Origin of the sequence: Chitinophaga sp. YR627, assembly GCF_900114995.1 — a bacterium.
GTDB lineage: Bacteria > Bacteroidota > Bacteroidia > Chitinophagales > Chitinophagaceae > Chitinophaga.
The window spans coordinates 45,259-66,487 of the sequence record NZ_FOUX01000007.1 but is presented as its reverse complement, the minus strand read 5'-3'; the positions used below and the strand labels follow the sequence as shown (position 1 = coordinate 66,487).

At 45.9% G+C, this 21,229-nt stretch carries 7 protein-coding genes; 1 reads left to right on the top strand and 6 read right to left on the bottom strand.

Features of this window, described 5'->3' with window-relative positions; genetic code table 11:
* Positions 1-2: 2 nt before the first annotated feature.
* Positions 3-749, top strand: a complete 747-nt coding sequence (locus BMZ72_RS32480) for a hypothetical protein (protein ID WP_089815064.1) — start codon at positions 3-5, stop codon at positions 747-749.
* A gap of 101 nt (positions 750-850) precedes the next feature.
* Here BMZ72_RS32480 and BMZ72_RS32475 read toward each other — a convergent pair whose 3' ends face one another.
* From BMZ72_RS32475 to BMZ72_RS32450, 6 genes are read right to left on the bottom strand one after another with little or no spacing between them, the layout of a single operon-like run.
* Entirely contained in the window at positions 851-1,330 is a 480-nt protein-coding gene (locus tag BMZ72_RS32475) for an SMI1/KNR4 family protein (protein ID WP_089815062.1), read from the bottom strand.
* On the bottom strand, positions 1,330-7,434 hold the full coding sequence (locus BMZ72_RS32470) for a deaminase domain-containing protein (protein WP_089815060.1): 6,105 nt from the start codon (positions 7,432-7,434) through the stop codon (positions 1,330-1,332). The genes BMZ72_RS32475 and BMZ72_RS32470 overlap by 1 nt, the downstream gene beginning before the upstream one ends.
* Positions 7,435-7,454: 20 nt before the next feature.
* The gene (locus BMZ72_RS32465) at positions 7,455-9,245 is read right to left on the bottom strand and encodes a hypothetical protein (RefSeq protein ID WP_143087847.1); all 1,791 of its coding nucleotides are present in this window, start codon (positions 9,243-9,245) and stop codon (positions 7,455-7,457) included.
* Positions 9,246-9,259: 14 nt separating this feature from the next.
* Complete coding sequence (locus BMZ72_RS32460; protein WP_089815056.1) at positions 9,260-14,665, bottom strand: T9SS type A sorting domain-containing protein; 5,406 nt, start codon at positions 14,663-14,665, stop codon at positions 9,260-9,262.
* Positions 14,666-14,676: 11 nt separating this feature from the next.
* On the bottom strand, positions 14,677-16,749 hold the full coding sequence (locus BMZ72_RS32455; RefSeq protein ID WP_089815054.1) for a fibronectin type III domain-containing protein: 2,073 nt from the start codon (positions 16,747-16,749) through the stop codon (positions 14,677-14,679).
* Between the two features lie 5 nt (positions 16,750-16,754).
* Positions 16,755-21,167 carry a hypothetical protein gene (locus tag BMZ72_RS32450; protein WP_089815052.1) on the bottom strand — a complete coding sequence of 1,471 codons (4,413 nt, stop codon included), beginning with the start codon at positions 21,165-21,167 and terminating at the stop codon, positions 16,755-16,757.
* Between the last annotated feature and the right edge of the window lie 62 nt (positions 21,168-21,229).

The window sequence follows — 21,229 nt, the reverse complement described above, 5'->3', positions numbered from 1 at the left end:
CCATGAAATACGAACTGTCCCCGGGCGCAACTATCTCCGAACAGGAGAAAGCCTTCCGCTCCTTCATCAGCAACGACCCTGCGCTGAGTTACTTTCTTGAGACCGGCACCCTGCGCAAGAATGCGAAGTTTGCCAAAGAAGAACTCTACAAAGACCCGGCGTTCCTGGCTTTTATCTCCCCTTATTTTGAAGACATCTATGTGAAGGCCGTATTCAGGTGTTTTGACCTGAAAGACACAAACCTGATCAGCGATATCGCCGCCAATCCGTTGCTGCTGGACGATACGCACAAAACGATGGCCTTCAGTAAGATCACCAAACTGCTGGAAGATAAAAAAGCCAGACTGATATCTCTCAGCAACAATATCCAGATGGGATATCAGGTGGATATGATCGAACTGTCTGAGCAGACCGGTGTAATGACCATTTGTATACTGAACTATCTGCCTGTTGAATTCCAGGCATTCAGAACGGGATACGGTAACGAAATCGTTAAACTGGTGCGTTCACTGATGTCGAAAGATTTTAACAGTGCACGTAATATCATTACGGATGTACGTCAGCTGAAAGCAGATGCACAGACCACTTATGATGCAGAACAGATATACCAGCAGATGGAGAATGCGGCACAGAAAGCAGCAGCGCTGGAGAGTGCAAGGGAAGAGAGTAGTAGCAGCGGGGGGATTATCTGGGCGGTGATTGGGTTTATTGTCTTTATTATTAAGATGATATTGATATTTGCGGATTAAGCTTTGACATGATGCATTGATGCATGGCTGAAAATGACTATAAATAAAAAGGCTCCTCAATATTGAGGAACCTTTTTATTTATAGTGTAAAAAGTGTTTAATCACTTTTTCGCCCGTCGCTCTTTTATAGACAGAAATCCCTGGTACCAGGGCAACATTCTGATATACTCAGAAAAATGTTCAGCTACTTTGTAACCCACGCCTTCATTTATGGAGGCATACTCATACACAGGGGGGTCATCTCCCTCATTTAAAGGAAACCAGGATGCAGAAGGGCCGTGAAAATCAAAGTTAAATACAAATATATGCTCATCGATATTTACCTGCTCATCCTCTGCAGTCATTTCCATGGCGGCATCTCTCATTCCCTGGTAATCCGGATATTCAAAACTATTCTCTGCGATAGTAAAAGAACTATACTTCCCGAATATCATGACAAGCTCACGATATGCTGTGGGAAACTTAACTCCGAGTGACTGCTCCAGTTCATCTACCTGTTCTTCTGTACAAGGATCGTCGTATTCCAAGTACACGGCACATTCCCGGAGAAAATCCAGGTATAAATATTCAGGCGTCTCCATTATCTCTTATATTTTCCTTCGTAAACAATAATCTCAATATTAAATCTTTTCTTGAAATCTCTGATAACATTCAGACATGATGGACAAACCGGCCGTTCAGTATACAAAATTAACTGCCTTATATCGTCTTTGTCTATTTCTCCTTTATTCAGTTTCTCTAAAAGATCTTCAAAATATTTAGACTCAGAATCCTGAACACGAGGGCCACCAACCGTAAACTGATCAAAATGCGGATTCGACTCATCCACTTTCTTCGTAGTACCTGTGATACTTGGTGTACTTCTGTCGCGGGTAGCACCTCCACTATGTGCCACTTCCTCTATATCTGTACCATTTTTCATTCTGCGATTGACTACCAGTACATTTTGATCCGGATGAATACTGAATCGTGCCCTGGCTGCGTCTATTTTACTCCAGCCTTTGGCGTCCAGTGCGGAATAGCGGAATACTGCTGAATTGAGTACGGCGTTTGCAAAATAGTCTTTATTAAAGTCTCCATTTTTAAACATGTACTCCGTCATTTTTTTCCGGGTAGTCGCATATTCGATAAATGGCTTCACAGCATCCGCATTTTTGATAATCTCTATAGCTTCTTCAACAGTGGAATGCATTACCTCAAACAATTTCGGGTCATCTGCACAACCTGTCAGCAAGGCTTCCCGGTATGTGGCAAACTTTTTACCTTTTACCGTAACCTCGACTTCAGGCAGTGCATTTGCTATTACGTCTAAAATTCTTGCATCATTCTGATATGCCTTTACAAATTCTGCATTTTTAGACAGCTTCAGCGCCAATTCACTACCAATACCAAATTTGTTTTTAAATGCAACCACCAGGTCACTCACAGTAGTCGCCTTCACAACCTTTGCGCCCAGTGTTACCACATCTTTTTCAGATGACGGCGGCACGGCCTGTTTACCAACTACAACACTTGTACTATTGTCTATAGTCCCCGTCTCATCGATATATCTAAAACTATTATCTGCCTCAATCACACCATTAGAATATACCTTTACCGGACCATCATTCGCAACCACACTACGCTTCAGTTTACGGCTCAGATGCTGTGCTGTTTCGATATCACCGCAGGAGAGTAATACCAGTTGTTTATTGGCAGGGAACAATTCTTCATTTGCCAGTATCCAGTTGGCAAGGGAACGGTGGTCCATTACCACCTCTTTACCACCATGCATCACCTTGAAGTCTCCGCCAACCGCATGAACAGCCAGATAGATATTGGGATCCGCATTTTCGGCAGTATTTAACCACGATAATACCCTGGCAACATCCTCGTCCTTACTGATCGTTACAGCCCGTCTACCTATCTCTGCCGCATCTTCTGCCACTTCCGGCAGATGAGCTGCCGCAGATAATTCCTGTCTTATACGTTCAAGTGCCGCTTTCTCTCTTAACTGTTTTGCACTCAGTCCACTCTTACCATATTTAGTATTCAATAAGGCATCTAATTCAGTTACCTTCCGCTCAATTCTAGGTATCGCCAACGCCATGTTAGGCAGTGAACAAACGAATGACGCGATCTGAAGGCTCGTCCTCAGTTTCGGTGAGATCGCATCCTCATCCAGCATCTGCAGGCCTATACCAGCTGTGGATCCCAGCAGATCAAGCGCCACAATAGTTTTTCTGACATAGTTACCGGCAGTAAAGAATATCTTAGCCGATCCAACACCGATCACCATTGTGCCGACATCAAATGCCAGCCATGCCGTCTTCGCTGCCACATCCGCAGTATTGATCTCTGACATCAATCCAACCTGTATTGCAGGGATATTCAGGATTGTTCCCTTTGCAAAAGTTGAATCTGCACCGTTAATTTTTATTGTGAAGGAGCCTACTACCTGTACAGAAACGATATCATTGTAATTATATGGCTTTCCGTTAATCAGGATCTTATTACCGTCAGGAAAATCTACGTTGGCATTCTTAAACTGCAACATGTCTCCTTCCAGTTGCGGCAGACCATCAGGATTATCAATCTTATCAGCCTTCTCTTCTATCAGATAATTACAGTGTCCTGTATTAGTGATCATGTTGCTATAAGCCATCATGGTCGCTATCTGCATTTTCGCAGGCATCAGGAACCTGTTGAATGGATTATAGATGTTGCTGAACATGATGCTATCCTCGATATATTTCAGCAGCGCCGTCTGATCTTCTACACCCTTAAAGCTGGTAAGGAGCTTCATGTATACGTCATCCTCATGCGGGAAATCAACTGTGCTGTTATCGTAGGTCTTTGTGAGGATCTCAAGTGCTATACCTCTCTTATCAACAGCAACTGTCTGCATATGTATATAAGGCTCATCCCTTACATGCGGGAATACTTCATATGCAGATGCCCGTCTTGTCAGCGTATCCCAGAACTTATTGTCAGCCGCGATCGCAGTTGTAACGATATAATTCGCAAACTCTGTATAGAATTTCCTATAGAACCTGACTTTATCGCCTGTATATGCCGCCTTGATCTCTGCACTATCTGCCAGTAATTTACCCCATGGATAATCCGTTGCCTTTTCCTCTCTTGAGGCATAATAACCACTCGTTGCCAATGGCATTTCAAAACTGATGGGCATCTCCCAGTTACCTTTCTCCTCTCTCCTGCCTCCGGTTACACCCTCTTCTACCACTAATTCCGGCTGTGTAAACCTGGTGAAGTATTCGGGATATACCTGCCGCATCTGCGCAACCTTATCCAGCCAGAGATACTCTGCACCACCACAATGACCTTTCATCATGTTTACGGTAGTCGTGGCTATACAATATGGACATCTGTTATTCACATCAGCAGGCAACTCCTGACTTAAAGTGATAAACGACATCGGATCAGTCATCAGCGTGTTCACTGCAAATGGTCTGAACGTTCCGGCAAAGTCTGCAAACTTCTTAATCGGATCACCGTTCTTATGTAAAGCCATGCCACTACGGGTAAACTTATACATCCTCATCTTGCCATCGCACTGAAGTGGGTAAATAAATCCATCTATCATATCAGCAGCTACAGACTCCAGTTCATATACGGTGCCTCCCGTTACGGCCCTGTAATCACCTGAATTATCATAGTACATATAACGCTGCACACCATTGGCTCCATCCTTTATTTCAAAGCTTCTCACTGCACCCACAGTAAGATCAGGACCAAATTTCAGATCATCAGACCCGGATCTGTATATAGCTCCATACTGGAACTCTACCTTACCCAGTTTATCCCACGGTACGGACAATACGGTGCCAGAAGGTGTCAGGAAGGAAACTGTCCTTTTATCCTTATTCAGGAATATTTTACTGATGTCTACTGCAAAGTAATTCTCACTGTCTGCATCATCTTCAAATATGCCCCATACGCTTCCCGGATCGTGCAGGATATCCCACTGGTATTTCAGCAGTTTATATCCACCGTTATAATCCATCAGGTTATCTGTCTTCCCTTTTTCCAGTCCGACACCTTCACTGAATGTATGTTCCAGTGTGTAATCACCGTGTCCGATCTCGTGTAATGCCGTACGCACAATTGATTCGCTGGACGCACCCTTTGTGAAGAGGAAACCAAACTGACTATTACGCGGCATTTTACCCTGAAGATCTCCATCCGCCAGCGCCACTTCATCCACTACAAACAGGTACACTGCATCATCTCTGAGCTTTGTCTTCTTTTTGTATAGTTTCTTCAGCGCCTTTTCTTCACCCGTAAAGTTGTTACTCAGGAATGCGCTGCCCTTGTCCTGCAAAACATCATCATGATTGCTGTCCCAGTCCCTGTTATTTTTGAAAGACTCATCCACCTCAACAGTATAGGTAATACCCACTTTTCCGTAGATGTGTTGCAGACTATCCTGCAATGCTTCCCTATTGATAACTGCTGCGCCGATCGGTATCAATACAACTGTTTTCTGCAACGGCGCATAACTCACCACCAGCAATTTACCCATGCTGATATATCCGCCTTTTCCATCCGGATAAGCTGCATATACTTCCTGTGCATCACCACCAGGGCCGCCGGTCACCTTCACAGCATATTTACCATTGCCCAGGTCTTTAGATTCCAGGACAATGCCTTTACCTGTCACAAACTTCAGCTTGGAAGTTGTGATATCAGCGCCTGCTCCCTTTAGGATTGCAACCAGTTCTTCCTGCACGCCTGGTACGATGGCTTTCGCGCTTACGCGATATTTACCATCTGCCAGAGATTCATATTTATTCTCCAGTACAGCTTTTCCGCTATAGCTATCTTTCCACTCATCAAATGCATATGCATTGTCAGTCAATGCTGCGAATGTCACGGTGCCTTTGCTGAGATTGAGCGTTTTCAGTGACTCCAGTACTTCTTTCGTCAGTGAATTATCACGCTTACCGGCGGAAGTTACCTTACCACCCTTGTCGATATTATACAGATTACCATCTGCATCTTCCAGCACCAGTGGCAGCGTCTTGCCTTTATCTTTATAGTTAATAACCTCCTCTTTACCACTCTCACTATCTTTCAGGGTAATGGTACCCGCATCTATATCTACTTTAATATTTGCCGGAGAGAAGATCTTTAGTTTCGTAGTGATATCCGGCACGATATCGCCTGTTTTCACCTTGCCTACATCGTTACCACCACGTTGTTCATCTACCTTGTCCTGAATGAATTTATCGATGCCTTCGGTCACAGCATTCATCTCTCCGCCTGTCACTACCATATCGGTATTGACAGTTACATTCTTAAACTCCATCTGCAAACCAATACCAAAGCCCAGGGTGATCACCCGGCCTTTACCGGTGAACTTACCGCCGCTACCGCTTACTTCTGTCAGTATCACATCATAGTTGCCTACGCGGAAAATACTACCGACATGTGCGTTTGCCAGTGGTTCTTTGTTAGCAGGTGCTGTCATTAAAGCAGGGTCGCCACAAACGAAGGTTTTAGCGGAGTCGGTCTTCAGTGTTACAACATCACTCAATGGTCCGTAGATACCTTCTATTTTCCATTGTAATCTACCTTCATAGTTACGTCCCGGCTCTAATCCATTCGCAGTAAATGCGGTATCTCCTGCTGATTCCTGGGTCTGCCAGTCAAACTCTGTACTACCGGTTTTCGCTGCGCGGTATTGCAAACGATAGGCTTCCACTTGATAACCTGCATCTGCCAGCGGCCAGCTGAAACGTACGCTCCGTTGTCCGGTACTACGGCCCCCTAATACAGGTTTAGGGATATTTCTTTGTGTGAAAGGATTATTTCCCAGGTAATTGAATGTGCAACTCAGACTCAGTCCGTTATTGCTGAACATATCCCTGCCGCTCTTATCCCTTGCCTGCACTGTCCATACATACTGCATACTATCTCTCAGCTGCGGTTCTCCCGGACCATATACAATGGTGTTCATCTCTGTAACCAGTGTATAGATCGGCTTTGCACTTCTGACGATATAGTCCGGATTGCTGCCCGCCGGTCTTACTTCATACAGGGAGAAAACGTATTCCGTACCACTACCTGGTAAAGGACTGGGGGAATTACGGCTGCTCCAGTTGAATGTGAGGAACTGCGGATCGAGTTTTTCCACACGGCTGTTACAGATAGGCAGGTTTAGCAAAGGCGGATCATTCTTCCGGAAGAAGAAGACATTCGCGCCGGTATTACTTACCTGTACCTGCGGACGACGATAGTCATATGCTGTAAAGGAAATGCGGTAAGCCCCTTCCGGTAAGGAACGGGTCTTTTCGTATACTTCCCGGCTGAAGCCGCCGCTATACTGGATATTTGCCGGATTGAGATAGTCCGCCAGATCAATCCCTCCTATAATGGTAGGAATACCCGGACTTAAGGTCAGCGGTTTAGGTATAAAGGTCGGAGACGACCGCATGATCACCGTACCGTTCTGCTCTACAGTTATCTGTAACCTGATATCATAACTGGGTACTGTCAGGTCATTCTGTACGAGTATCACACGTAGTTTATCACTACCCGGCACTGCGTAATCCGGCAGATAAACACTATAAGGCGGTACGATCTGCGTACTGGCTGTGACAGGGTATTGCTGGGCATCAACACGGTAGAAGCCCGCGAGCAGCGTCAGCAGGCAAATGAGGTATCGGAATATACGAGGCATTTTCAATGCAGGATATGTTATCAAAACGAATAGGTATAGTTAAGGGTACTTGTCAGTTCATTGTAACCACGCTGATTGGCTGTAGCGCCACGTATTACCCATGAAATGTTAGCCCCTATGGTATGGGTTTGCTTATTGAAGAACTTTCTTTTTCCTTCTCCGTCAGTCGTCGTTTCAGACTGTTTTCCTTTCGGACTGTAGTTGACATTCAGTCCGGTGTTGAACAGAGTACTGTTGGTTGTAGTTTTCAGTCCTTCACCCAACGTACTGGTTGCTTCTGTAATGTTATACACAGCGGAAATACCTGTCCGCAAGGTCTTCTCCAGGAACAGCTTATTCACATTCACACCTGGTCCGACGAAAGTCGTGCTCAATCCTGCAGCACTGTTCTTATAGTAGTTCACCGATGCACTCATGGTCAGGTCCTTTGGCGGCAATGTATAGGCATAACTCAGATTTGATGTAAAGAACCTGCTGAGCATAGGTCCTGTTGTATCATTACTGCTGCGGTCACTGGCATACTGGTAAGAAGAGTTGAAAGTGATCGCCTGTTGTCTTTCCTTATTGCCTGTATGATACATCACCATACCGTTGTAGGTATTATTCACCTGGTAAAAGTCAAGCGTATCCAATGGGTTATTGAAATAAGGATCTATCTGTGGTCGTACCCGGGTATAGTTACTGAAGTTGGAATAACCACCGTTGAGTACCCAGTGCTGACCGGCGCTCACGTTCGCATTTCCATTGATTACCCAGCGTTTGGCGTCACTGTTCTTACTATTATCCAGGTTATTGACCTGCATACCGGCGTTGGCGGATAAGTTCACTTTGCCGTTGAACAGCTTGACGCTGGGAGCTACGGTGATATTACGCATATCGTTTACTACGTTGTAAGCGCCAAGGGTGACATAGTCCGGCGCTACCCTTTCATAGCGGAGTTGTATGGTATAGAAAGTACCATTGTAACCCAGTCCGGCCTGTATGGCATCAAAGTAACGGGTATTGTTGGTCGGTGAAAGAAAATGACTCAGCAGATTGGATGTACCCCGGCTGCTGTCAAATGCATTCTTCTCTCCGCGTACATCCCTGTTGAGTGCAGACACAGAATATTCCAGGTCTACAAAGATGTGTTGTATGATGGACTGACGTATGTTAAAGGCAATGGCCACATTCTCCCTGGGCGCGATAGCTGCATCATCAGGTATATAAGGCAATGAAGCTGCATCATCTTTTGCGTGGAAGAAGGATACCCCGTAGGTGTTCCCTTCATTCTCGTAGGCTACCTTCAGTCCCTGTCCCTTTCGTTCGAAGGATGCCCTGCTGTAACTTTCGGGCGACAGCACATCAAAAGGAACAGCTTTCAGCAGTGTGCCATACATCGCGGAGATATGCCACTTTGCAGGCGTCAGTTCAAGACCTACACCATTGAACATATGTCCGGCCAGTGTATAATTACTGAAGTTCATACTGGTATTCCCCACATACAGGCGCGCCCATTTATAGGAAGGCGCAAACCTGAACTGATTGAAGGGCTGCGAATAGTTCTTTCCCTGGTTACTGTAACTAAAGGAAAAAGGCATATCGTAGCCAAACAGGTTGATATTGATGTTCCCGTTCACATACCAGGCGAATGGATCTCTCCGGCTCTCAATACCATGTGCTGCATAGGCAGTGGTACTGGTACTGAGTGATCCATTCATGGTGACGCCCTTCTTCGTACTGAAGGCGTCCAGTGCCTGGGCCTGTGCAGGATGCACATCCAGCAGCCAGGCGCCCATGGTCACGATGAACAATAGATATAGGTACTTCATAGGTTAAAGGGCATTTATCGGGATATAATAAACCGGACATCTCTGCTTTCGCTTTCAGTGATGATCCTCAGGATGAATGTGCCGGAGGCAGTACCGCCGACAGTAATATTATCTTCTATCTGTAAAGCCGGTGCATACTGACGTTTCGCAGAGATGATACCGTTCATATCATATACATAAGCGACGACCTGTTGTTTGCGGTTCAGCTTTACGGTGAATTTGAAATAACCATTATTCGGATTCGGTGACAGCATGACTGTATCGATGACACTGACAGGTACCGTATACCCCGGACCAGCCAACGGATCATACGGACTGATGCTCACATCCTTTCTTTCGCTATAGGTACATTCACCAAAAGTAGCCGTCATCTCTACCCAGTAAGTACCCGGTGCAGAGAATCTGATCAATGGCGTACCGTCATTTTCATACCCCAGTAAAGTGGCAGCAGGAGAATAGTTCCAACGCACACGATCCGGCTCAGGCAGACTGATCTCCCTGATGATCAGGGTATCCATGGCATTCCTGCGGGAAGCTACCAGGAAGTTGATATCAGGTTTGACATTCACCTTACCGATCTCAAAGTTTTGTGCAATCTCGCAACCATGTGCATCCTGTACGGTCATGTTATACTGACCAGCGTCCATACCGGTGAATGAACCCGTTGTGAGCCAGCTGCTTTGATTGAGCGCATATTTATAAGGTAAAGTTCCACCGTTCACATCTGCATCGATCGTACCATCACTCAGGCCATCACAGATTGGAGGCGCTGCCACTTCAAGCGTCAGTTTATCCGGCTGCGTCACCTCATGCGTGAATGAGCGGAAACAGCCTGCGCCGTCAGTCACTTTCACAGTATAGGTACCAGCATGGATCTGTTGTAAAGTGCTACCTGACATACCCGCCGCATTCCATTCGTAGGTATAACGACCATCCCCACCTGTTACATGCATGATGAGTTTCGCATCTGACAACCCATTACAGCTGACGTTCGTAATATCGGCAGTTGCATCAATCGGTGGATACATCGCTTTGATATCCTGTGAGATATTCACCCTGCAACCATTCAGGTCTTTAACCGACAGTGCGTATGTATTAGCCGGTAATGTTTCGAATAAGGATGCGGACTGCCAGTTGCCATTATTCATTGCGAAAGCATAAGGCGTGGTACCACCCGTTGCGAGTAACTGAATCTTACCCGTAGGATTTGCGCCACATGGAAGGTCTGCTTTACTGCTAACTGCCAATGTCAATGCTGCAGGTTGTTGCAGTACTACCTGGCGACTTAGTGTACAACCACGGCCGTCGACGATCTTAATGGTATAATTGCCGGCAGACAGATTACTATAACTATTCGTAGTACTATATGCACTGTTATTGATACTGTATGTATAACCCGTGTAATTACCACCATTACCACCACTTGTAGCGAGACTGATACTACCATCGTTCAGGCCATTACAGGAGATCTGTACGCCGTTGTAGGCCGATGTGGTCACTACTGTATTCAGTGCTGCGGTTGGTGCAGAGATCTGTTTCACAGCAGATACCGGAGAATAACAACCCGCGGCATCTTTTACGCGGATGGTATAAGCACCTTCAGCCAGTGGTGTGTTATTGGTAAATGTATTATTGTAAGTACCCCCATTCCAGGCGTATTCGTTGGTCAGGATACCTGTACCGCCGTGTGCCTGTACCAGTATGGTACCTTTCTGTCCATAACATATGATGTCATTCACAGTAATGTTGTCAATCACGATAGGAGCATTCACAGGTACAAGGCTTACGGTAATGGATTTACCACAGCTGTTCAGATCCTTTACCCAGATCGTATAAGTACCTCCTATCAGGTTACTGAAGGTAGTACCTGTCTGCCAGTGATTATTATCGATACTGTATTGTAAACCACCTGCGCCGCCGCTACCTGCCACCGTGATGCTACCAGCAGGTACATATGCGCAGGGCACGTCCTGTTTGCTTACTACGGTGAGGTTAATGGCGAGGGCAGATTGTGTGAACTGATAATTCCGGGAGACTACACAACCTCTGCCATCTTTCACATGCAATGTATGCGTACCTGCATTAATGCCCTGTATCAGTGGCGTTGTTGTATATGCCCCATTGTCGATAGCGTAGGTATAACCTGTATAGCTTGCGCCGTTACCACCAGTCGCTTTGATATCAGCGAAGGCGTTGTTACCACCGTTACAGGAGATATTAAATCCGTTATAATCAGATAATGTAGCTGTCAATGCCAGCGGTGCAGCGGGTGTGGTGATCAGCAATGCGGTAGGGTGAGTACTTACACAACCCTGACCGTCAGTAACACGCAAAGCGTAGTTACCCGCTGTAAGTCCGGCGCCACTGGTATAGCTTACTGCGTTCGTCCAGTTATCCGTACTCAGACTAAAAGCATGTATACCATCGCCACCACTTGCGTCGATATCAATATGTCCTGTCGTACCATAACATACGATATCAGTTACTACCGCACTATTGATCTTCAGAGCGGGATAAGTATACATAATGCTGATAGCAGTATCTTTTGTACAACCATTTGCATCTGTAATATGGATCGCATAATTACCGGCAGGTAACTGCTGCATGGTTGTTCCTGCTGTTACTTCAGTACCATTTACCCTGAGTACATAAGGAGCTGCACCACCCGTGATGCTGGTCGTCAGTGTACCCGTAGCAGCTCCGTTACATAAGATATCGCTCTTTGTGAGCGTCACTGCAATGGCAGGCTGTGAGAGGCTAACTGTCTTTGTTACCTGACACCCTCTGGCATCTTTTACGGTAATAGTATAAGTACCGGCGAGCAGGTTGCTGAAGATAGCACCTGACTGGAAATTTCCGTTATTGATGCTGTACTGATAGCCACTGTAAGTGCCACCGTTTCCACCCTGTGCATTGACAGTGATCTTTCCATCACTGGCATCTTTACAGGAGATATTAAAACCGTGATAATCAGATACGGTCATAGTGAAATCTAATGCGGCAGCAGGAAGTGCGATATTATAAGTATCGTCGGCATCTGTTTTACACCCATTGCCGTCTTTTACCTGCAATTGATAATTAGCGGTTGTTGTAAAAGTAGTAGCTGCGGTAAATGGTGTATAATTTGCGCCTCCATCGGTTGACCAGAAATAGGTATATGCACCTGTGCCCCCACTGGCACTCATACTGATGTGTACACCGTCTGCCAGACATACGGCATCTGTCACGGTGATATTGGTGATCTTGAGTTCAGTTACTTCGTTGATCACTACTTCAGCCGAAGTGATCGCACACGCAGGCGCTTTTGCATCCGTGATGATAACACGATAAGTACCGGCAGGTAATGCTTCAATTTTTGTATCTGTTTCAAACCAGAAACTGTTACCTGTCCAGACGTTATTCTTCAGTTGCTGCCAGGTATATTTATAAGAGCCTGATCCACCATTGACGGTTGCTTTTACAGTAGCATCTTCCGCCTCAAAACAGGAGATCAGCGTCGATTGTAACTGTACGCTTAGTGGACTGCGCTGGAAGACATCTACCTGTTGGCTGATCTGGTCATTACAACCTGATGCCTGGTTTGTCAGCTGGATGGTATAGTTACCAGCAGGAAGATTATTGAAAATGCCATTAGCATTGGTGCGGGTACCAATAGCAGCGCCACTCAGTGTAAAGGTATAAGCGCCACTTCCACCACCAGCAGAAAATTCCAGTCTGCCGTCACTGCCACCATTACAGCTAACAGAATCACGCGCCGTCATCTGTAAGGTCAGCGGAGCAGGCGTGATCAACGTTGTATCACCGTTCCACGGCGGACAGCCCGCTATATCATCATTAAAAAGTTGTACGATATAGTCGCCACCAGTAAGTCCGGAGAAAGTATAACTATTCGCCGTTACGGAACCGGACTGTTGTTGTACCGTTCCGTTCTTATAGAGATCATATCTGAATTTCGATACGCCTGTAGCGTTGGCTGTCAGCGTAATGCTACCGTTACCCGGTATATTACAGGTAGGTTCTGTGATAAAGATATCACCTGTCACCTGTTTGGGTTGTGTCAGTTCAATATCTGCGCTTGTCTTGATATCACTACACTTATTATTTCTGACACGTAGCCTGTAAAAGCCTGCAGGGAGATTATTCCATGTCATAGAGGCTCCGTTGCCCTGCTGCTCCGGAATATAAATAGTATTGTCGTTATGCAATAATGTAAAGAAGTACTGTCCGGCAGGATCACCACCTGTGGCGGTGGCTGTCAGCTGACCGTCATTCGCATTGTAACAACTGATATTCTTATGTACAGATACATCCTCTGCCAATGTTACCGCAGGAAAAGAACCAACAGAAAAAGGATAGCTGGAAAAGCAACTTCTTGCTTCCTGTCCCGGGTTGACAAACCACAGGGTATAATTACCTTCTGCCAGTTTATCGTAGTAAATTTCTGTAGCAAGAGGTACGGCGCCATCACTCTGTGCAATGCCGTTACCACAGTTTGAGTTCGTTCCGGGGAAACATGGATCTGTTACAGTTCCTGGTCTGAGTATCCATCGCATGGTGGAGTTAGGCCCGCTCAAAGCACCTGCAGGTACCCTTATGCTACCATTTGATTCTCCGGGACAGGTCATTACTTTCTGAACCTGGGAAACATTTAATGAAGGCGGAGGCGATAATATTTCAACATATGTCGCCGGTGTTGCCGACCAGGGAGAATATTGTGGTTTGCCGCTATATACGGCTTTGGCCCTGCAGCGGAAGCGTACATACTTTGTACCTTGTGATACTTCCGGGATCTTTTGTCTAATGTCGAAGCTTATTGGATAGTACGTACCGTATGCACTGGTTGAGTCAAGGTTCTTCCAATCACTCGTTCCCTGTATATTGTACTGATACACGACATAACAGCTCACATAACTGTCAGAAAACAGATAACCATTATAGTCAGATGAAGCCGACATATAACCATTCCCACAAACTGTAGTATAATCGCTTCTCACAGTATTTGGCGCCACCATTGCGTACAACCATCTGGCGGTAAATGAGCCATTACCATGGTTATAAGTAGTAGTTGTTCCTACGAATGGCAGGTCTTCTCTTTGCTCTCCTTCATAGGCGAAAGGATAAATGCTGGTATTATATATTCCCGGAGTAGACCCATTAGGAAAAGCAAGCTGGTAAGGACCTGCCGCCTTTATTGCGGCTGCTGCTACACGTCCCGGCCCCAGAGGTGTCCCACCTAAAGGTTGGTCCTGTGGAAACCCGGTATACTTCACATACATCGTACCCGATGGCGTAGTACCTTCAATCTGGGCAAACAACCAGGTGGAGGCAGACATTGTCTGTTGGGCAGACAGGTACTGTACCTTTCCTGTTATTAAAATGGTTGTACAGAACAACCAGGTAAATATTTTGCTAACTTTCATCAGCTGTAGATTTAGAATTTAACTTCAACCACTTTGCTCATTTCAGCTTTCACATCTCCTTTCATCACAGCGGTTATTTTATATTTATAAACATTGCCTAAGAATACTTCGTTATCTGTCCATTGCTGGCTGCCAGCTTCAGTAGTGGTATACAGGATAAAGGGGTTGTCGTTCTTGGCACGATAGATACGGTATTGCTTTACTTCGGGCTGATTGTATTGCCAGCTCAGCTCAATATGTTTCTTTTCTGTATTGACGATACCTTTGAAGTTCTTTACGGCGTTACGCTTTCCGGTTTCAAACCAGATATCGCCGCTGATCTCCTTCGCATGGTTGCCGGCATCATCATACACAATCAGTTCGTAGAAATAGGTATTTCCTGCTGTCAATGCAGTATCTACATAGCGTTCACGTTTAGAAGCGGTATCCCAGATAGCGGCTTCCTTACGGGAGCTGTCCTTTGTATTGATACTGTACAATGCGTACTTTACTACGTCTTTACTGGAACTATTGATCCATTCCAGGACAATCGCATGCAGACTATCAGAACGGAATGCTTTGGTGATCAGCGGACGGGAAGGCGCGATCGTGTCCGGTCTTCTTAGCATGATGTATGGGGAGTATTCGGAAGGATTGTAGTTCTTATCGACTGCAATCACTTTATAAAACACGTGCGCTGTCAGCGTGTGTAAGGTCACGGTATCGGCGAATTGCGGACGTGACAAGATCTCACGGGTTACCTCAACAAATTCTTCTTTATTGCTGTTGGCACGGAATACACGATAACCACGCAGGTCCTTTTCTGTATTCGCCGTCCATTGAAGAGATACAATACCAACAGAATCGATCTTGCCTGCTAATCCAACAGGTACTGCCGGTGGCATACTATCTATCAGTTGCGCAAAGTAAGGGAAGGAATAAATGGCCTTACCACTCTTTGTAATCCCTTTGATACGATAGTAATTGGATGTTAAAGGCTTGTCATCTGTAAAGGTGATCGCGCTTCCTTTCAATGTGCCTACCGGTGTAAAAGGACCACGGCTATTATCCGCACGGGTGATGATCAGTTGTGACAACTGTTGGGATAACTTGCCTGGCAGGGTCCATTGCAGCGTGATCTTTTTATTATCCACTATAATGATGGTATCCATCACAGGACGATCGGCTACAGCCGGTACGCCCATGCCTTCGACTGTCTGGGAGTAGGGACCGTATTCACCAAAAGGAGAGATCCCTTTTATACGGTAAGTATATCTGTTATCGTTGTCAGGGAGTGAATCCTGGTAATAAGAGAACCCATTCTTATCCGGCGCTGTCGGTATTACCGGCAGTGCAGATACAGGTTTGAAGTTCTTTCCGTCTACCGCTCTTTCTATGACATAAGCAGAGTACATACTGCGCGAGTAAGCGGTCACCCATCCCAGCGTAGCAGTACTATCAGCACATACAATAGCCAGTTCCTGCGGTTTTGCCAGCAGGAATGCTTCATCAAGAGAAGTTACGATATAGGCAGTGTCGATGACCAGATTCTGGGGCTGGCGGGCAGGGGCGATACGATAAGCATAACGCTCTCCCTTTTTTACGTCGGTATCTTCCAGATATAGTGCGGCGCTCTGTGCTGCGGTAACAGACAAGTCTGCATTCAGCAGGGCCATGCCCATGCGCCAGTCATTGATATTCTGGTTTTCGAGGAAAGAACCGATGCCTTCTTCCGGCGTCACTTTCTTTGCACCTTCACCATAGATCAGTTCAGCCATGATGGCAATACGATCATCTTTTTCGGCCAGCGCTTCCATGCGTTCCAGCAGATAGGGTTTTAAAGGCTGGCGGGTCAGCATCACTGGTTTGGGGTGAGGGACAAGGACACCGTTTTCGGAAATAGTAAAACGTTCGACGGTATACCCATATTTATTACCGATCTCCCAGGCAATATAGCTGGAGGGAGACCAGCGCAAACGGATCATGCCTTCTTTCGGGGCAGCCAGACCAGCGATCTTATGCACATTGTCCTGTGCATAGGACCGGTCTATACCGCAGCAGAACAACATCACGGAACACAAAAGGGTCAATAGGATACGGTGCATTCGACTTATAATTTATAATAGATACTCTTGGTTATTGTTGATGATATCTGGTTGAGACCCGGTAAGCGATACTGTATCTCTACCGGATAATAAATGTTGCCATCCAGTTCGGGGAACATGGTATTCAGCAAGGCGGTCACCTTCGCAGATCCTTTTCCATTCACATAGAGACGACCTGCTTTACCCATCAGGTCAATGAAGTCTTCATGCGCGGTAAATGGCACGAAGTACATAAACCTACAGGCTCCTGGTTTCAACGGTGCCACACCATCAGTGATGTGGTTACTTTCCAGCTGGTGGTAAACATCATTGTTGTTATACATCTGCACCGCTTCGAGCGGAGGAACGCCACCTGTGGTAGCAGGATCACGGGCTACCGTCATGGAAGGATCAAATGGATAACCGTTATATAAGAGTGGCAGGATCTTATTCTGTAACCAGGAGTTGTTTGTACTTGCCCGGAGATACAGCAATGGCTTTGTATTCATCGCACCATCGCCCTGTATATCGAATCTGTCAAACTGTTCGTCTGTATTGAATCGCGTACCGATCACTGTTACCCAACCGGTAGCCACATCCCAGACATCCTGTTGACTGGTCACTCCACTCATTTTTTCGCTGAAGGTGTTGTATTTGCTGGTACGGAAACTATAGGCGATCACTTCTTTATCAGCCTCAGAATTGGCGTTACCTTTCAGGGCAGTCTGCGTGATGGTAGTGCTGTCACCCAGATCACTTACCGTGAGGTTTTCTTTCTTCGTTACGTTATTGGCTGCAGTCTCACCATCCAGTGACGATCTTACAATATTATAGGTGTAGACCATTTCTTTAGACATGCCATCCGGAATGTCGAAGTTCACCTGCGAAGTTGATTCATCATAAGAAACATTGGTAGTGATCGCCTGTTTCTGACCGGAAGTGAATTTGGCTGCTATGCTATAGTTCTTACCCTGGTCATCCGTTTTTCTGAAGAGTTTCGGCTGACCATATTTCAATTTGATATAACCTTTTTTATACTCACCAGGCAGAAAGTTGTACTGGTTCCTTACCGGGTAAGTGTATACCACGTTATCCCAGCCAATGGTGGTAGGTTCTTCACCGGTGGTAAAGGTGGAAGACTTCACTTCGTAATCAATGTTCTTACCGTCGCTTTTCAGTGCTTCCCATGCAGCGCCATTTTGTTTTTCAAAATGTACCTTTGCAGAAGCAGTCAATGTGCTGAGCCCAGGGAGGATATCACGCTGTTGCAGATAAGCGGACATACCATCCGGATTAACGATGAGTTGTCCGGTGATAGGTGTCTTATCTTTCATTAGTTTTACTTCATCCAGTTGCGCGCGGTAAGTAGCCACCTGATCGTATTCATTCATCATAGAGAATGGACGCTGGATGGCGATGTTAAATGCTACCTGCGGAGAAGAGAATACACTTACTTCCGTACCCTGATCATCCGGTTTGATTTCGCTGATCACTTCCACATTGATTTCTTTCGCCCCTACGATATCACACTCGGAACCGAGTTCTACCTTGATATTCGCCTTTCCTTTCACCATACCACCCAGTACGGAATATTTCACACCCACCATACCTCTGAACCAGGAAGGATTTGGCCCTTTAGCCTGTAAGAGTACAGCGGCAGTTAATTTTGCAATAGAGAATCCTTTCTTCTTACCGAATACTTTCACCCGGATACCTACATCACCTTTGAGGTAAGCGTATGCCTGTCCGGCAGCATACCATCCGTTGAAACCGATCACACTGTTACTTCCTTTACATCTTGCTTCACCGTAGTTGCGCAACAGGATATCCGACCCGGCGCCAACGGCGAACTCACCATAGACACCATAATCAAATGCAAAACCTGTTTTGAAGTGAGCTCCGAAACCAAAACCTTTACCGGTACTCATGGTATTCTCCATAGCCATGAAGTTGGTATTGATATCATCGAATACCTCGTTCACTTCGGAAGGCAGTGGTGGCATATCTTCTACCCTGGACCCCATCATGAAATAACTTCTTACTTCTGCGAGTCCGGCGATAGACAGACCAAACATCTGTGAAGGACGTCCTATATAAAAGTACCAGTCGTCAGGACCAACATGTAATGCCGCCTCTCCTACCAGTCCTCTCTCATTCACACCTTTGAGCACACCCATGATATTGATATAGGTTTTCATGTTGGCGTCAAAAGTGCTGTTTACATTATCATAACGCATTTTGAACTGTACCCAGGCCGGTGCGGAATCATCTTCTTTTGCTTCGTTCTTGCTCTTCGCTTTCAGTGCTTCATGCATTACATAACCGGCGCCATCGAACTGCGCATATCTGAAGCCTCCATTCGTACCAAACTGTACTTCCAGTGCGACGTTCACGTTGACCACCATTTCTGTGGCCAGTGCCAGTGAGACGCCTCCCATAAAGCCCAGACCAGCATCTTTAGATGGTACATACTGGAAGATCTCGTTGACATCTTTCATACCGCCTTTCTTGTCGATCGCATTCCTTGAATCGTATGGATCGAAGTTGGAAGGACGTTCCATATGATAAGACATACCGCCCATCAAACCTGTGATCTGTAATACCGGCGGTACGGGAATGCTGACACCGATATATGCATCCACATGCCAGTAACGGTAGTCGTCTTTCGAACCGAAATAGGCCGTTGCTTTTGCTTTGGGGATGGGACCAGGTATGGAGAAATCAAGCATACCCCTGAAGCCGTTGCCGTATACCGGATGCTGGTCAAACAGGGTGATGATACCATGCATCTGGAAAGCCATTACTTTCACGGTCAGATCGATATCGCTGACGGTGACCTTGTCCAGTTTCCAGTGGGTATCTATTTTCTCAATCGCCACATTATTCACCATAACGGTTGACTTCTCCTCTTCCTGTGCAGCGGTGACAACAAATCCGGCGCTACCGCTGAAGCCTTTATCACCGGAGTTCATGAAGTTCAGTTTCACGGTAGCCCCTACTGCGACTTTTCCTTCTGAAATCCCCAGACTGAGGTCATCAAACCCGATCGGGAAACCGCTCATTTTTGAACCACCATCTGTAGCGATATCAAATGTGCCGCTGTGTACATAAGGTTTCTGTGTAGATAATGTCAGGTCTTCGAAAGAGATGCCTTTTACATTAAGTACACTTTTATTGAGGTCTACCTTACCCGTCAGCGTTGCTTTAGGAATAAAGTCTTTTTCGGTTTTGGTCACCTCGATGCGACAGTCTTTATTTAAGGTGATATTACCGGCAAAGAAGGAATATGTTTTATCAGCGGTGGTCTGTAAGGCGAAGGAATAATAAGTGTCACCACCACGCATACTGACGGTTGCATCATAATTAAGCGGATCGTCGCCCAGGAAACCGATCTTTAGTTGTCCGCCGAGGGAACCGCCATTCAGTTTATTCTTACTGAAGCTCAGGCCTACTTTTTCAATGGACAGCGGCCATCCACCTGCGCTGGCGTCTCCCAGCTTCACAATATTCTCTGCTTTTATGGAGCCGCTTACTCCCTGATCGTCTATGATAAAGTTGGTTACATTTACTTTTGGCCTGCCCTGTTTGGAAGCCATCTGTTGCGGTAATCCCACTTCCAGTTCCTGGAGGTAGAAACCTCTCCACAACAAGGGGCTTGAAGGATCTTCCAGCATATCTGCGGTAACGTTCAAACCACCCGGATTTGCCACATCGCTCATGTCAATGACGGCGTGTTTCACTTTAAAGCTGAAATCGTTCAGACCGCTGATCCGGAAGGCAGGGATATCGATATCAGCCATGATGTTGCTAAGATCTTTGGCATTGACATTCAGGGCAGCTTTTACCTTGTCTTCATTCGGATTATCAGGCTGTAGCCAGCCTTTGTCAAATTCGAACATACCGGCAAGGTTGGCCGACTTAAAACCGTTACAGTCCCATTCCACGAAATTGCTGCCATTACCGGGGAAGGTCAGTTCAACGTGTTCGTTGATATGCACTTCCTGGTCATTGAGCAACATTAGTTTTGTGGATGTACCGGCGCCGATACCTCCGGGTGTGAAAGCAATATTCTTTCCACCGAAGATCAGTTCGCGGTCAGTACCGGGAAAGGTAAAACGGAAATACGCGCTTAAAAAGGCGCCCTGTGGTGTCATACGTACACTATCAATAGCAATGACATAGACTTTACCATTGATCTCACGGACAAGGCCAACCGGCAGGGTTCCGAGGGATTCATTGGTCAGGAAGCTGATAAACTTGTTTTTTTCCTTGATCTTATTAAAAACGCCGATCGCATAATCTTCTATTCCGGTTTTTGCAGTATCTGCCGTGAGGAAAGAAGTTCTCGAATCTGCTGCAGTACTTACGACAGGCCTTAATAAGAACAGCAATAAACAAAACACTGCTATCCGCAGTGAGGTTACAGGGTTGTGGTTCATAGGTTCGGTCAACAGGATAGGGTCCTTGATATTAAATATTATGCAAATTTAACAAAATATCA